The organism is Desulfobacula sp. (assembly GCF_021107415.1).
Genome location: NZ_JAIOSW010000104.1, coordinates 1 through 15,521 on the forward strand (window position 1 = coordinate 1; position 15,521 = coordinate 15,521).

General features: G+C 41.4%; 12 protein-coding genes. All 12 read right to left on the reverse strand.

Annotated features, from left to right (window positions below):
* Positions 1–2,042, reverse strand: a 2,042-nt coding sequence (locus K8S13_RS05435) for an ATP-binding protein (RefSeq protein ID WP_291461037.1), incomplete at its 3' end; no start/stop codon positions are given.
* Complete coding sequence (locus K8S13_RS05440) at positions 2,042–2,317, reverse strand: hypothetical protein (RefSeq protein WP_291461038.1); 276 nt, start codon at positions 2,315–2,317, stop codon at positions 2,042–2,044. The genes K8S13_RS05440 and K8S13_RS05435, both read right to left, overlap by 1 nt.
* Positions 2,318–2,335: 18 nt before the next feature.
* The gene (locus K8S13_RS05445) at positions 2,336–4,633 is read right to left on the reverse strand and encodes a PAS domain-containing sensor histidine kinase (RefSeq protein WP_291461039.1); all 2,298 of its coding nucleotides are present in this window, start codon (positions 4,631–4,633) and stop codon (positions 2,336–2,338) included.
* Positions 4,634–4,675: 42 nt separating this feature from the next.
* Complete coding sequence (locus tag K8S13_RS05450; RefSeq protein WP_291461040.1) at positions 4,676–5,806, reverse strand: hybrid sensor histidine kinase/response regulator; 1,131 nt, start codon at positions 5,804–5,806, stop codon at positions 4,676–4,678.
* A gap of 15 nt (positions 5,807–5,821) precedes the next feature.
* A complete protein-coding gene (locus K8S13_RS05455) occupies positions 5,822–8,122 on the reverse strand; it encodes an ATP-binding protein (RefSeq protein ID WP_291461041.1) in 2,301 nt (766 codons plus the stop codon).
* Positions 8,119–8,985, reverse strand: coding sequence for a CoB--CoM heterodisulfide reductase iron-sulfur subunit B family protein (locus K8S13_RS05460; protein ID WP_291461042.1), 867 nt, complete (start codon positions 8,983–8,985; stop codon positions 8,119–8,121). Before K8S13_RS05460 ends, K8S13_RS05455 begins: the two co-directional genes overlap by 4 nt.
* A gap of 1 nt (position 8,986) precedes the next feature.
* The gene (locus K8S13_RS05465) at positions 8,987–9,562 is read right to left on the reverse strand and encodes a 4Fe-4S dicluster domain-containing protein (RefSeq protein ID WP_291461043.1); all 576 of its coding nucleotides are present in this window, start codon (positions 9,560–9,562) and stop codon (positions 8,987–8,989) included.
* A gap of 21 nt (positions 9,563–9,583) precedes the next feature.
* A complete protein-coding gene (locus K8S13_RS05470; RefSeq protein WP_291461044.1) occupies positions 9,584–10,375 on the reverse strand; it encodes a 4Fe-4S dicluster domain-containing protein in 792 nt (263 codons plus the stop codon).
* Between the two features lie 57 nt (positions 10,376–10,432).
* Positions 10,433–13,021 carry a response regulator gene (locus K8S13_RS05475; protein WP_291461046.1) on the reverse strand — a complete coding sequence of 863 codons (2,589 nt, stop codon included), beginning with the start codon at positions 13,019–13,021 and terminating at the stop codon, positions 10,433–10,435.
* Between the two features lie 16 nt (positions 13,022–13,037).
* Complete coding sequence (locus tag K8S13_RS05480; RefSeq protein WP_291461048.1) at positions 13,038–14,171, reverse strand: 4Fe-4S dicluster domain-containing protein; 1,134 nt, start codon at positions 14,169–14,171, stop codon at positions 13,038–13,040.
* 19 nt (positions 14,172–14,190) lie between these two features.
* Positions 14,191–14,613 (reverse strand): hydrogenase iron-sulfur subunit, encoded by a 423-nt coding sequence (locus tag K8S13_RS05485; protein WP_291461049.1) that lies wholly within the window; start codon positions 14,611–14,613, stop codon positions 14,191–14,193.
* Between the two features lie 10 nt (positions 14,614–14,623).
* The coding region (locus tag K8S13_RS05490; RefSeq protein ID WP_291461050.1) for a 4Fe-4S dicluster-binding protein at positions 14,624–15,521 on the reverse strand (898 nt) is incomplete at its 5' end.

The following is a 15,521-nucleotide window of genomic DNA, read 5'->3' on the forward strand; positions in this document are numbered from 1 at the left end:
TCACTGAACCCGGTACATAGAATAATAGATATATCAGGCCTGATTTTAATCAATTCTGCAGCCAGTTTGTCTCCTGTCATATTGGGCATGGTCATGTCTGTTATAACAAGATCAAAATTATCAGGATTGGCTCGAAATGCCTCTAAGGCATCAATGCTGCTGTTTCGAATGGTCACCTTATATCCCAACCGCTCAAGCATTTTTCTTTCCATCTGAACAACGGCATCCTGGTCATCAACCAGAAGAACGCTTTCGTTTCCTTTTTGAATGGGCAAATCAATTTCATTTTTTGCTGCCTCCTTGCGGGCTTGAATCACAGGCAGATAAATTTTAAATTCAGTCCCTTTGCCCGGTTCACTGTAAACACTGATATGTCCGGCATATTCTTTAACAATGCCATGTATGACCGCAAGGCCAAGACCCGTACCCTTCCCTTTTTCTTTTGTTGTAAAATAGGGGTCAAAAATTCGATCTATCATACGCTGCTCCATGCCATGTCCGGTGTCGACTACTATCAGGCAGACATGAGGTCCCGGAATCATGGTCGGGTCTTTTAAATCATCTATTGTTAACTCAACCTCTTTCAAGGTGACAGTCAATTTACCACCTGTCTCCTCCATGGCATGAAAAGCATTGGTGCAAAGATTCATAATGATTTGATGAATATGAATGGGGTCTGCCATCACCAAACCGCAATCATTTTTTATATCTTGGCTGATTTTAATGGTAGTTGGTATGGATGATCGAAGAAGTTTTAGAGCCTCTCTGATGACTATCTGAATTTTTAACGGTTTGAGTTCATGATCCGACTGGCGGCTGAATGTAAGTATCTGTTGAACCAGATCCCGTGCTCTTTGGGCTCCGTTAAAGACTTCTTCAAGCTGACCATGCAAGGGACTGTCTTCAGGAACATCTTCCAGGATCATTTCCAGATAACCGAATATTGGAAAAAGAATATTGTTGAAATCGTGGGCAATGCCGCCGGCCAATGTGCCAATGGACTCCATTTTTTGAGCTTGCCGGAGTTGAGATTCAAGTTTTTTTAAATCAGTGGTATCTCTAAAAATGGCCATTTTTGAAACTATACGGTTTTCATGAACAACGGGTGAGTGGGAAATATGATAAGAACGGTTATCCTTTGGACTGACAATATCTGTCTCAAGAAAGACTCCTTGTTGTGTTTTATATGCCTGGCACCAGGGACATTTTTCTTCCAAACTATGAATGGCCTTAAAACAATTTTCACCTGTTGCATCATGGCCGATTCTTTGGATCATTGCAGGATTCATATATTCGATTCGATAATCTGGTGAACAAATATAGACTGCATCAGAAATCGATTCCATCATGGACCGATATTTTTCTTTGCTCTCAGCCAACTTTAATTCCACTTGTTTTAGTGCCGTAATATCCTGGATTGTTCCAATTGAGCGTAGTGGTTTGCCATTCTCATCATATTCAGTACGACAAATTTCATTAACATGTTTAACCGTTCCATTCTTAAGCAAAAGGCGATGTATTATATTGTACGAGGTTTTATTTTTAATAGAATCAGTGTAGGCTTTATCAACCAATTCCCTGTCATCGGGATGTACAGCATTAATAAACCCATCATAAGATGCATTAAATCCTGTCGGATTGATTTCAAAAAGAGAATAAATTCCATCCGACCAATACAAGCTATTTGAAATCAAATCCAATTCCCACTGTCCCATTTGTGCGATTTCTTGTGATTCTTTCAGCCTTCTTTCACTCTTTTTTAAATCATCGGTTGATAGCTCTTTTAAATAACTATAAATAAGAATAAACCACAAAATAGGGATCAGTAATTCTAGGAAATCCTCCCAGAGGTCCAATGCGTTGCTGATTTCCCCCCATTCAAGAATATTGCTGAAATGATGAAATAAGGTCAATCCAAGAAGCCCAAAAATCAATAATTTAATATCACACGGCAGATCCCGATTCCACCCTCTCCCCAAAAATATCAAGGAGACAATGACCGCAAGAAAAGAAACAAAATCAATAGTTGCCACAAGAGACATTATTTAGCGTCCTTTTTATAGATCGATATCTTCCAGCACCAGACAGCCATTATTATCGAACTGACTGTGTAGCAAATATGTTCCAGGATATTTAAAAAATCCTTCCAAAACAAACCTTCAAGGATAGTGAAAACATACCCGGCCAAAAGAACATAGAACCCTGCAATAAGAATTTTTGCTACTGGAATGCGTTTCACTTCCCGTTTATTTAGCAATATAAAAACCATACAACCCATACCCAATAGAAACATGATTATTTCGTTTTGTTGTATCATATCACCCTTTTTTGAAAATTACATATGAACTGGAGTGTCCTCATTATCCAGCATTTCACGTATTTTATCAGCAAAATTTTTCATCGTAACCGGTTTTAATAGAACACCCTTAATGCCTATAAATGCCGCTTTTTCTTCGGACATGGTCTCACTGAACCCGGTACAAAGTAATATGGGAATACCCGGACGAATTTTATTTAATTCAACTGCCAGCCTGTCTCCCGACATGTTCGGCATCGTCATATCCGTTATAACAAAATCAAAATTGTCAGGGTTGGCTCGAAATGCCTCTAAAGCATCTATACTGCTGGCTCGAACAGTCACCTGATACCCCAATCGTTCAAGCATTTTTCTTTCCACCTGAACGATAATATCCTCGTCATCAACCAAAAGAACGCGTTCATTTCCTTTCTGGATGGGCAGCAAATCAGGTTCAATTCTCTGTATAGTCTTCCGAAGTTTGATCACAGGCAGACAAACCTTAAATTCAGTCCCTTTGCCGGGTTCGCTGTAAACGCTGATATGCCCGCCATGACTTTTAACAATGCCATGGACAATTGCAAGGCCCATCCCCGTTCCTTTGCCGTTTTCCTTGGTGGTAAAATAAGGATCAAATATTCTGGCGATGACGCTCTGATCCATGCCAGGGCCTGTATCGGCTATTGTCAGACAGACATGCGTACCCGGAACCATAGCTGGATCTTTTAAGTCTCCCAAGGTCAACTCGATCTCTTTGAGTTTAATCGTCAGGTTTCCACCTGTTTTTTCCATGGCATGATAGGCATTTGTAATCAGGTTCATGGCGATCTGATGGATTTGAGTAGGATCTGCTATGACCAATCCGCACTCATCGCTGATATCTTGACGGATGTCTATAGTTGTTGGCAATGAAGAATGGGTTAGCTTTAAAACCTCCCTGATAATAAGCTGCACCTTCAAGGGTTTCTTCTCATGTTCGGTTTGGCGGCTGAACATGACGATCTGTTTGACCAGATCCCGCGCCCGTTTGGCCCCGTTAAGAACCATTGTAAGATCGTCAAATAATGGATTGTCTTCTGGAACATCTGCCATCATCATCTCTAAATAGCCAAATACAGGGAAAAGAATATTATTAAAATCATGGGCAATGCCTCCTGCCAGTGTGCCGATTGCTTCCATCTTCTGGGCCTGTCGGAGTTGGGATTCAAGTTTCAACTTTTTTTTATTTATTTCTTTTTCTTTTGTTATATCTCTGGCACAACCGACTGTTCCTATCAGGTTACCCTTTTCATCCCAAAAAGGCGTTTTATAGACATCAAAACAAACAAATCTGCCCTTAAGATTTCCTGCCTCTTCAAATTTCTGCGTTTTTTTTGTTTCTATAACTGCCAGGTCAGAATTCGTGCATGTCTCTCCAAATGTATGATAGTCAGGATTTTCAGGATGGGATTTTTTTTCCCTGGCGGCAAAATACAAATCTGTTTTTCCAATAGGTTCGTCCGTATCTTTGGCATTAAGCATTTTTTCACAACACGCTTTGTTTGCAAAAATAAACCTGTGTTCTAAATCTTTTGTCCATATAAGATCGGGCAGATTGTCACTCATTAATCTCATCATGGAATATAATTTTTTATATTGTTTCTCGCTTTTCTGTAATGCCGTTCTGAGCTGCTTTTCTTCATCAATTTTTTTTTCAATTTGGACATGTGACACTGACAATTCTCGACTATCTTTTTCTTCTCTAATTAAAGCCAATTCCAGATTGCGGATCAAAACTGAAAGAGAAACAATTATGATACTATTCAGCCATAGAAAAGTTAAGCTGATGATGAACCAGATTTCTTTTGCATTGGGTGTATTTGATAGCACCAGGTAGTCTGTATTTACCATCCATCCCACTATAATCATAGTAATAAAATTCAGGATCAGGCTTACTAAACCTGCTTTAAACCCAAGAAGAAGACAAGTAACAATAGAAAAAGAAAATAGATAGACACGGGCACTGCCTGGTAAGCCATTAGCAAACAGGGCAAACACCCCAAGTAAATATACAAGAAGCACACCCATCCAGACACGAATTTTAAAAGGGATACGACGAACCAGGATAATGCCCAACAATAATAAATAACCAAGCGTATGAACTAAAAGATTGACCCACAATCCATGCCTGATTGAATAAGCTGAACTTGTAATGTAAATAAAAGACCCAACAATAGCGGCAGTAATAAAGATTGCGTAAAAAATACGCTCCCGCGAAACAGATAATAAATCAGCTCCGGAAGCTAAAGAGTCATTCCAAAAGTACTCTTGAACATGCGTAGTTAATTTTGATATCATATTTATAAACTCGAAATTCTCCCGATAAAATCGGGTGGTTAATTAAATTTTATCCGGCAGGATTATTTTAAAACGGGTTTCTTTCCCTTTTATGGACGTCACATGGATTGATCCGCCATGCTGTTTGATAATGGAGTTTGAAATATAAAGCCCGAATCCGGTTCCTTTTGTGCTTTTTGAAGAAAAAAACAGGTTGAATATTTTTTCTTTTGTTTGAGTGTCCATGCCGCAGCCATTGTCATGGATATAAATCACCAATTGACCTGATTTTTTTGAAATTTCAAACCCAATTTCATGCTCTTTCTTTTCTGTATCCGCCATACAGGCATCAATGGCATTATCCAGAATATTGATCAAGGCTGCCAGCATAAATTCATTATCAAAATACATGGAATCGGGAAAATCAGAATTATTGCATGAAAAGGCGATCTTTTTTCCTTTCAGTTTTAACTCAACTATTTCTTTAATTTGTTCAATAAAAGTTTTTGTATCAATGGCAGTCCTGTTGAGTTTTCTTTCCTTGGAATACAATAAAATATCCATGATCATCTTTTTTATCCGGTCAACTGCCTGCTCAAGCAGTCCTAAGCCTTCCTGGATTATTTTATTATCTTCAGCTTTCACCCCGGATCGTGCCACGTAAACACCACCGTCAAGATTGGTTAAAAGCCCTTTGATATTGTGCGAAATGCTTCCAATCATCAATCCTAAGGATGACAGATGGTCTGCCAGTTTTGACTTTTCAAGGATAAGAAGCTCAAGCTTTTGAGTGTACTCCAAAAGTTGTTGTCTTGCCACAATTTTTTCAATTGCTTTTTCAATGGCAATTTCAAGAATATCCACATTAACAGGTTTGGTGATAAAATCCATGGCGTCATATTTGAGGCTTCGAATGGTCAAATGCATATCCCCATGCCCTGTGATCATCAAAACTTCTGTTAATGGATTTTCTCGTTTGATCCGTCTTAATAATTCAATACCGTCCATGATCGGCATTTTAATATCGGTAATAACAATATCCGGTCTTTTTGATTTGAATATATCTAGAGCTATTTCACCATTTTCAGCAAGAAATACCGTATATCCACTATCTATTAATGCAATCTCAAGAACATCCCGGATATCTTCTTCATCATCGACAATTAATATGGATATTTGGTTTTTATTAATCATATTCCCTCAATACTGTTAGCTTTCATATACCAAATCATCCTCCAGGGAATCAATCACAGGAAAGGATATAATAAAAACAGCCCCGCCCTGCTCTGATTTTTCTATCCGAATCAAACCGGAGCACTCTTTGACAATGCCGTAACTGATAGACAGCCCAAGACCGGTTCCCTTTCCCACTTCCTTGGTGGTGAAAAACGGTTCAAACAGCCTATCTACTGCTTCCTTTTGAATTCCTATACCTGTATCATGTATCTCAATGATGACCCTAGCATCAGTCGATCGTGTGACAATAGTAATCCTGTCATTATCACCCCGGTCTATTTCCTCTTTTTCCCATTTTTCTTCTATGGCATCTTTTGCGTTGATAACAAGATTGATAAACACCTGCTCGAGCCTGTCCGGATCAGCCAGTATTTCAGGCAATGCCTCATTTTTATCCCAGATAACATCAATACCATGAACTTTAAGTTGCTGGTTAAACATCTCAAATGTTCTTTGAAGCACATCGTTTATACGTATCCGGGCAAGTTTGACATCTGATTTTCTTGCAAACTGGCGCATATGGTGGATGATTTTTTCAGCGCGATCCACATTATTGTCAATCTTTGAAATGAGTTTATCAAAAATCTCTTTATCTATTATCTCTTTTTTTCGCATCTTCTTCATACAAAAACTGGAGGCTGATTTAATAACCGACAAAGGCTGGTTCAATTCATGGGCAATACCGGTTGACATTTCACCCAGAGTGGCCATTTTGCTTGCATGGATCAGATGCTGTTCCGTTTCAAGACGTTTGGTAATATCATTAATAGTGACAAGCAGCACTTTTTTGTCCGAATATTTAGATGGAGATGCCCACATGTCAACATAGATGGAACCACTATTTTGGATGATGTGCTTGACCTTATTAATCTCCTGTCCTGACTTTATTTTTTCAACGAGTTCTGTTTTTTCTTCTTCAATAAAAAAATCTGAAAATAATTTCTTTAATAAAATTTTTCTGGAATACCCATACACTTCAAGTGCTTTAATATTGCAATCAAGTATCTCAAATGTTTGAATATCCACCACAAACACGGGATTTGAAATATTATTAAATATGGCATGGTAATTTTCTTCCGACCGTTGCAGTTCTTTTTTAAGCCTGCGCCTTGCTGTGATATCAATGCTCATCTCCATGGCTGCAACGACATTTCCCTCAGCATCTGTCACCGGAGAGGTGATAAACATCCAATAATTTTTTTCACCGTTCTTACCCATCCCTTCTGCTTCGCCGTAATGGGATTTTCCATCCACAAAGGTTTTTTCAACCGGGCAATCAAAACATTTTTCTCCCAGGCCTTTGTAAGCACGATAACAATAAGATCCCGGTTTTGGATCAAATCTATCTTTGAACACCTTATTCCATCTTAACAACCTGTAGTCTTTATCCTGGACAGTAATCAAGCAGGGAGCTGTTTCAAAGAGAGCTTGGTATTCGTTTCTCTGCTTTTTTAATTCTGCCTGGTCTAATCCAATCTGGGTACCCATCTTTTTTATGGCTGTACCAAGAAGCCCGATTTCATACTCGTTTCCAATATCAATATTTTCGTCATATTTACCTTCTGCAATCTTCCGGGTCCCCTCAATCAGTTTGCTAATTGGTTTTTTTACAAATTGCAAACTGAAAAAAAAGATGATTACCGATGTGATCAAAATGGTGAAAAAAGCAAACTTTATCATCCCTTTTTCAATTTTCAATATCTGACGGTCTGTCTGCTCAAGGGAGACAACCACATCAAGGGAACCCAGTATGGTTTGATGCGCCGGATGAAAATGACATTCAGTGGCACAGCCGGGCTCGTTGCAGATGGGCTGGACAATTCCCAAAAGCCTGTGTCCTTTTTCCGATTGAAAAAATCGGGTTCTTGTTTGCAAACCGATCCGGGCTGGCGGCGGTTCCTGTTTGTGGCAGATATCACAGGCCACTTCCTTGATATCAACAATTTTATCAATCTCTTGTTTTTGATTGGTAAATTTTATCTGGCCCTCTTTATTGTATATCCGAATATTTTCAATTTCCGGCTGTGTGGCAATATTATTAATAATCTGTGTGATATCATCCCTGGAATTAAGCATCATGGCATAATGGGTGCCAAGCTTGATGGAGTTTGTCAGCCGGTCTGTACTGGCAATAACATTTTTCATGATCTGGGTCTTGATATTACTGATATTAAAGTAAGCCCAGGCAGATATGGAGAGGATGACCGTCAGCCCGACAGAAATAATCAGCTTTGAAACAAGGCTGTGTTTCAGATATTTGATAAAATTATTCATATTGCCTTTTCTATCAATGTCCCTGTATTTGAAAGGTTTAAATCCAGCCGCATATCATTTTGGGTCTTTCCCATGGCAAGTCCTAAAAATTGCGGAAGAAAAAGAACCGGAATTTCAAGATCTATCCCTTCTTTTTGAGATATCTTTTTCTGGCTGCTTTCAAGATTCATCTGGCACATGGGGCAGACAGTCACAATAGCATCCGCTCCTTTTGCAGCCTTTAAAATTCTTCCCACAAGCGCCAACCCTGCTTCGGGTTTTGTGCTGGTATTGGACGCACCGCAGCATTGAGCCCCCATATCCCATTCAAAAGGCTGCGCCCCTGTCGCTTTTATCAATGCATCCATGGAATGAGGGTCTTCAGGATCATCAAAAACGGCAAAAGGCCTCAGACACTGGCACCCATAATAGGGTGCAATACTAAAACCCGACATTTTATTTTGAGATGCCTCTTTCATTTCCTCGATATCCACATCATTTGACAGAACATCCAGAAGATGCCTTACTACCACACCCCCTTTTAAAATAAGATCTTCTTCGGCAAGGACAATATTAATTTTCCCCAGCAGATCCTTATCCTTTTTAATAGCCTCTTCGACCTTTTTAAGATTCAGGTAACAGGCACTGCAGGGCACAAGTATTTGATTTGAGCTGTTCATTTTTTCTGCAAGGGCAAGATTTCTTGCCGGGAGCACATAGGACAACAGATGGCTTTTGGACTCAGCTGCCGAGGCACCGCAGCAGGTCCAATCCTCAATCTCCTCCAGTTGGACATCCACCGCTTCCAATAATATTTTTGTGGAAATATCATACTCAGCAGCGGTTCCTTCCAATGAACAGCCCGGATAATATAAATATTTCATCTCACGCCTCCAGTTCTGCTACTTTTTTAAACAATGCGGTTAACTTTCCTTTGCCGCCAAACGGAAGTTCGGGCCGAATCTTTCCTTTGGCCAGCAGCTTGAGTCCTAAAGATGCGTAGGCAAATGGAATCACAGGATTTTTCATTGAAATAAAATAATGGGTCATAAATTCCATCTCCTTGACCCTGCCATGCTTTTCAACACTGTCTAAAAAGGCTTCATAAAAAAGAAAAGATCGTCGAAACTGCTTTAATCTCAATTTTGAAGCCGCCTGCTTCAACAGACTCATGGCGTTTGTCAACTCAAGTCCTCTTGGACATCTTAAGGTGCAGTAATAACAGGATGAACACATAATAAAAGATTTGCTTGAAAAAAGTGCATCTACATGATCTGTCAGCAGCAACCGCCACATATGCCTGGGAGTAATGTCCATAAATTCAATATTCGGACAGGATGCTGTACAGGTGCCGCATTGAATGCATGTCTGTACCATCGTCTTGATCGTCTCGGTCTGTTCCAAATAACCTTTGTTATTTGCCTGGCCCATCATCTTTCCCCTTTTTATTTTTTCATCCAAATCCTCACCAATCTAAAAATATCACAACAATGCCATATCAATTACGTCAAACATCAGCCGACGGTCAAGTCCCTCCAAAACAGCAGAACCGCTTGGACAGACAGCCGCACACACGCCACATCCCTGGCATGCAGCAGGATCGACCACAATTCTTTCCTCCAGGCTGTCAACAAATCGAGCACCATAGGGACAGGTATCAACACACATCTCACACATACTGCAAGTCGCGGTACGGGTATCTGCAACAATTTTTCCAGATACCAGCCGCTCATGGGAAAGAATTCGTATGGCCCTGATTGCCGCAGCCTCGGCTGTTGCCACAGCCTCTTCAATGGTACACGGTTTTAACGACAACCCGCAGGAAAAAACCCTGTAGTTCATACTGTCCACCGGTCGAAATTTTGAATCTGCTTCTCTGAAAAAATGAAATGTATCCAAGGCTGCCCCATATTGATCTGCCAGTGCCGCTGGAAGATCCGGCAGAATCCCGGTGGCATGAATAACGCAGTCAGCCTCGATCTCCACAGGCATATCAAGTAAAAGATCACGGGTTCTGACAAGAACCTTGTCTTCCTGTAATTGGGTTACAGGCTTGTCTGCAGAATCGTATTGGAAAAAAATCACTCCTTTGTTTTTTGCCTCGGTGTAGTATTCCTCATAAAATCCATAACTCATCATGTCCCTGTAAAGAATATAAACCTGAATATCAGGATTCTGACTTTTAAGAAAAAGTGCATTTTTCAAGGCCCTGATGCAACAGACCCTGGAGCAGTAATTGCGTTTTTCATCTCTTGTTCCGGAGCACTGGATCATCACAATAGTTTCCAGTTTTTCAGGATCTATTCTTTGGTCTTGAACGGCAATTTCAAACTATTTCTGGGTCAGCTCTTTTTGCTGCGGATTATCCGTATCCGCCGTAAGTGGTGCCTGGCTCCCCCCTGTGGCCAGAATGGTCACCCCGTGCAAAATCGTTTTACCCGGGTCCTTTGGCTCATCATCCTTTTTTAAAAAAGTGACGAATTCTCCCGGATGCTGTGCTGTGCTTTCAATCTTTGTCTTTTTATGGATCGTAATCTGGTTATGAGATTCAAGTTCTTTTATTTTTTCGTCCAGATACACCTGAATATCCAGACCATCAACGGTTTTGTCCATCCACAACAGATTGCCGCCAATGGCATCATCCTTTTCAACCAGATCTACATGAAATCCGCAGTCTGCAATTGACAGGGCTGCCGTGATGCCGGCAATACCGCCTCCAATGACCAGGGCATTCTGATTTGATTCAAGTCGTTCTTTTGGCACGGGGTTTTTAAATCTGGCCTTTGATACCAAGGCTTTTAACTCTCTTTCAATCCGTTGGGTTGTTTCAGGAATTTGTGAATCCGGGTATTGCTTTAAAATTGAGATGATGTCCAGGGTCTCTATAAGGCTTGAATGAAGTCCTGATTCCTTTCCAAGTTCTTTCACCCTTTGTTTTTGGATACAGGGCAGACATGCTCCCAGAATAAGCCGATTGGGATTTGTTTTTTGAATCATCTCAACTAAAGTTTTCCATCCTTCATCCGTACAGAGTTTATCCATTATTTCAACGGATTGGTTTTCCGGAATTCTGTCCAAACGCAATTTCAAACTTTCAAAATCAAGCGTTTGGGAAAGATCGTTGCCGCAAGAGCACAACACCGTTAAAATTCTTGGATTTTCCCTTGCCAGAACTGTCAGATCATCTATATCTATTGCATGTGCGTCAATTGTCTGCTTTCCAGCCTCATGCATGATCTTACAGGCCCCAAGAGCTGCTGCTGACGCACAGGTAACGGATTCACTGATATCTTTGAGCCCTGAAAGAGATCCACCGGATAAAATCCCTTCCCTTGATGTCTTGATCATTGAAAAAGGATTGGTTTCAATAAATCCCCATGGATTGATGATAATATCATTTTTTACTGCCAGTTCTGTCATCTGTTTGGCCGGTCTCTGCCCTGTTGCCAGAACCACCAGATCAAATTCATCTTCATGGATATTTCCCTGAAGATCCACATACCTTGCCAAAAGGCCGGAACCATCTTTTTTTAAATCTTCATCAAGGGAATGAATCCTTGCCCTGACAAACCTGATCTGATTTTCATTTTGAGCTTTTAGTTTATATTCATCAAAAGATTTGCCAATGGTTCTCATGTCCATGTAAAAAAGCGTGGCCTCAAGGTCATGACCAAACTTTTCTTTGGCTAAAATGGCCTCTTTTATGGAAATCATACAGCAGACACTGGAACAAAACCCGGCACCTGCCTGGACATCCCGAGATCCCACGCATTGAAACCAGGCAATTTTTCGTACAGGTTTGCCGGTTTTCGGATGAATTAATTTTCCTTTACCAGGCCCTGTACCGCTGATAAGCCGTTCAAATTCCATTCCAGTGACAACCCCGGGCAAAACACCGTAGCCATAAGGATTCTTACCCAGTTGTGGTTTAAAAAACTGCGCACCTCCGGCAAGAATCAGGGCATCCACCTGTTCAACCCTTGCTTCAGCTATCTCAAATTCATGATAGACCTTCAGTGTCATGGAAATCAGCACATCCGGATCAAAGGGTTTGGTCAAATAATCAAGTGCCCCCTGCTTCATGGCATCCACTGCTGAATCCACGGCTGCATAAGCTGTCATCATGATAACACACAGATCATCATTCTTTTGTTTTGCCTGTGCCAGCAGCTCGACACCATCCATACCCGGCATCTTGATATCGGTGAGCATCATATTAAACGGCACATCATCCATCAACTCAAGGGCTTTTTGCCCCGAATCCGCCGTTGCTACGGAAAAGCCCTCTTCCTTAAGCCATTCTTTCATAGAATCCCGGACTATTTTTTCATCGTCCACCACCAGAATCTTAAATTTTTCCCTGTCCTGGTCTATAAATTTAATGGCGCCTGTGGGGCATATTGTTTCACACTCTCCACACCTCGTACATGCTGTATAATCAATAGTATAAGTATTGGAAAAAGACTGAGGGCTTGGAAGATAAACCGCCTTTCTTTTTGTAAGCCCTTCATTAAAAGGATCATTGACAAGAACAGGACAGACACGTTCACATTCACCGCACCCCGTGCATAAAGACGAATCAATCAAGGAGGGGTTTTGTTTAAGGGTTACTTTCAAATCACCCGGTTCCCCTTCAACAGACATCAATTGTGTTGATAAGAGAATCTCGATATTTTCATGGAAAAGCCCTTTTCTCAGGCAATGCTGGGAGGACTGATCCCTGTCAAACATGGGCAGCATCCTGCAATACCCGCATTTGGATGTGGGAAACTGGTTATCGAGTTGACATAAAAGACCGCCGATGTGATCTGATTGATCAACGAGCAGAACCTTGTATCCTGTTTCAGCCAGATCCAGTGCAGATCTGATACCGCTTAACCCGGCTCCGGCAACCAATGTTTTACCAATTGCCATATTCATTTTACCTCCAGAAAAATCATTTTATACCCACAATATCCTCAAACTCTTTCTCGGTGAAAACTGATAAGGGCGGGGGATCGTTTTCATCTATCCCGGGTAAATATTCAAACGCTGCCTGGGTAGTTTGAGCCACGCTCTTAAAGACTTCAAAAACATTTATATCACTGGGGCATGCATTTGAACACTGACCGCACCCCACACAGGCATGGCTGATATGGGCCAGCCGTGTGAGATGATAAAAAACCGTATCAGTAGGCAGCTTGATACTTCCCTTTTTTTCTGCCCACTGATGATATTGAACCGGCTGATGATAAAATACATCCGTATTAAAGACACACTCTTTACAATAACAAACCGGGCACATGTTCCGGCAGTTATAGCAGTTAATGCACCGGTCAAAAAAAGCATTGAGTTTGGTAATGCTATTGGTTTTTTCTTCAATGTCTTTAATCATTGCCTCATTTGCCTTTGAATTTGCCTCTTTTATCTGCGTCACCACCTCATCTCGCTTCTCAGGCTCTGATGCTTGCTGCATATTCAGAGTTTCCAGAATATTCCGGCCTGCCTCACTGCCGGATTCCACCATCATACCGTTTGAAAGATCAACACCATGCAGGAGTATATTCATATCCGTGTTCACGGGAAACGGATTCTCACAGGTATTACAGGCACTGCTGAAACTAAATCCATTGAGGGTTTCCTCATTTGCAGAAAACACCTTTTGGATATAGGCATCATCATCCAATGGATCTTTTTCCATATACGCCGTATAATCAGACAATGTCAATGCTTTGGGGCAATCAATCCCTATAAGAATCAATTCCTGCCTGGATCCCTGTTTGAGCTTTATCAGTTCAATAAATGCCCGTATTTCACAGGGCCGTAACAATACAGCCGTTTTTCTTCCCGATTCCTTATATGAAAGCCGTGATACCATCCTTCCCGAATTAAGTGGAAAGGCCGGGCTTAACGGCACTGCATTCTCTATTTGAGCCGGATCTGTCACCAGGGACGGCATTATGGAAAATGAGTCTTTTAACCGAACCGGCAAAAAAAGGGCATCAATCTCCTGCGTCTCAAGAAGCTTTTTAAAAAACTGCTGCAACCCTTTGGTCAGACTGTTATCCTCTTGCTCTATTTTAATCATCATGGCAAAGGTTTCCTTTACATCATATGGCCTTATTCAATCTTGTCTGAGAAGGCCCCATTTCAATTATTTGATCATTCAGCTGAGTCGTCATCTCGGCAAATTCAATACCATCACTGGCACCGATCCAGGTCAACCGCAATCGATCCTTTTCAATTCCAAACCGCGGAAGAATTTCTTTTAACAGCTTAATCCTGCGTCTTGCCTTATAGTTTCCGTTAATATAATGGCAGTCCCCCGGATGGCACCCACTGATTAAAACACCATCCGCTCCTTCAAGAAATGCCTTGATCACATATTGGGGATCCACCATTCCCGTGCACATAACCCGGATCAGGCGGATATTTGTGGGGTAGGACAATCTTGACGTCCCTGCAAGATCCGCAGCCGTATATGTGCACCAATTGCAGACAAAAGCGATGATGACCGGTTCAAATTTTTCCATATTATTCTCCTTAAAAAATTCCGCCGATTTCGGCAAAAATCTGTTTCTTGGTAAAATGACGGCTTTGTGCTGCACCGCTTGGGCAAATCCCGGAACAACTCCCGCATCCTTTACAAATGGCTTCATTAACGACCGAAACCTGCCTTCTTTCATCAAATTCAATGGCTGTATACGGACAAAGGGTGATACAGGTTTTACAACCAATACAGACATCAGGGTCTATAAAGGAAATGGTGGGAGCGATATCAACACTGCCTTTTGTAGCAAGCGCCAGCGCTTTTACCGCCGCTCCAGAGGCCTGTGATACTGTATCCGGAATATCCATGGGCTTCTGGCAGCAGCCGCAGAGAAAAACCCCTTCTGTTGCTGTATTCAGGGGGCCAAGTTTGGGATGTTCTTCAAGAAAAAATCCATCCGCCCCCTGGTTAACACCAAACACCCTTCCCACATCCCCGGTATCTTCTCTTGCCTGGATGGCTGTGCAGAGAATCACCATGTCCACGGGTACCCGAATCAGTTCCCCTAAAAGAGTGTCTTCTGCAATGGCAATCAGTTTTCCCTGTTCAGAAGGATCCTGAGCCTTATCGGTGATCTGGGCCACTTTCCCCCGGACAAAAATCGTTCCCTCTTCCTGGCACCTTTGATAAAATTCTTCATACCCTTCACCAAAACACCGCATATCAATATAAAAATCATAGACTTTTGTATCAGGTCCCACTTTTTCCTTGATAAGGTGCGTGTATTTTAAGGCATACATACAGCAGACCCTTGAGCAGTATTCGTGATAATTTACATCCCTGGATCCGACACAATGAACAATGGCCACGCTTTTGGGTTCTTCTGTAAATTGATTGTTTGTGTTCCGCATTAAAATCTTACCGCCGGTGGGACCGGTGGCATTGCTTAAC

Bases quoted from the DNA above. Each gene is read 5' to 3' on its own strand.
- K8S13_RS05440 (WP_291461038.1), bottom strand. From the start codon at position 2,317: ATGATACAACAAAACGAAATAATCATGTTTCTATTGGGTATGGGTTGT.
- K8S13_RS05445 (WP_291461039.1), bottom strand. From the start codon at position 4,633: ATGATATCAAAATTAACTACGCATGTTCAAGAGTACTTTTGGAATGAC.
- K8S13_RS05450 (WP_291461040.1), bottom strand. From the start codon at position 5,806: ATGATTAATAAAAACCAAATATCCATATTAATTGTCGATGATGAAGAA.
- K8S13_RS05455 (WP_291461041.1), bottom strand. From the start codon at position 8,122: ATGAATAATTTTATCAAATATCTGAAACACAGCCTTGTTTCAAAGCTG.
- K8S13_RS05460 (WP_291461042.1), bottom strand. From the start codon at position 8,985: ATGAAATATTTATATTATCCGGGCTGTTCATTGGAAGGAACCGCTGCT.
- K8S13_RS05470 (WP_291461044.1), bottom strand. From the start codon at position 10,375: ATGATCCAGTGCTCCGGAACAAGAGATGAAAAACGCAATTACTGCTCC.
- K8S13_RS05475 (WP_291461046.1), bottom strand. From the start codon at position 13,021: ATGAATATGGCAATTGGTAAAACATTGGTTGCCGGAGCCGGGTTAAGC.
- K8S13_RS05480 (WP_291461048.1), bottom strand. From the start codon at position 14,171: ATGATGATTAAAATAGAGCAAGAGGATAACAGTCTGACCAAAGGGTTG.
- K8S13_RS05485 (WP_291461049.1), bottom strand. From the start codon at position 14,613: ATGGAAAAATTTGAACCGGTCATCATCGCTTTTGTCTGCAATTGGTGC.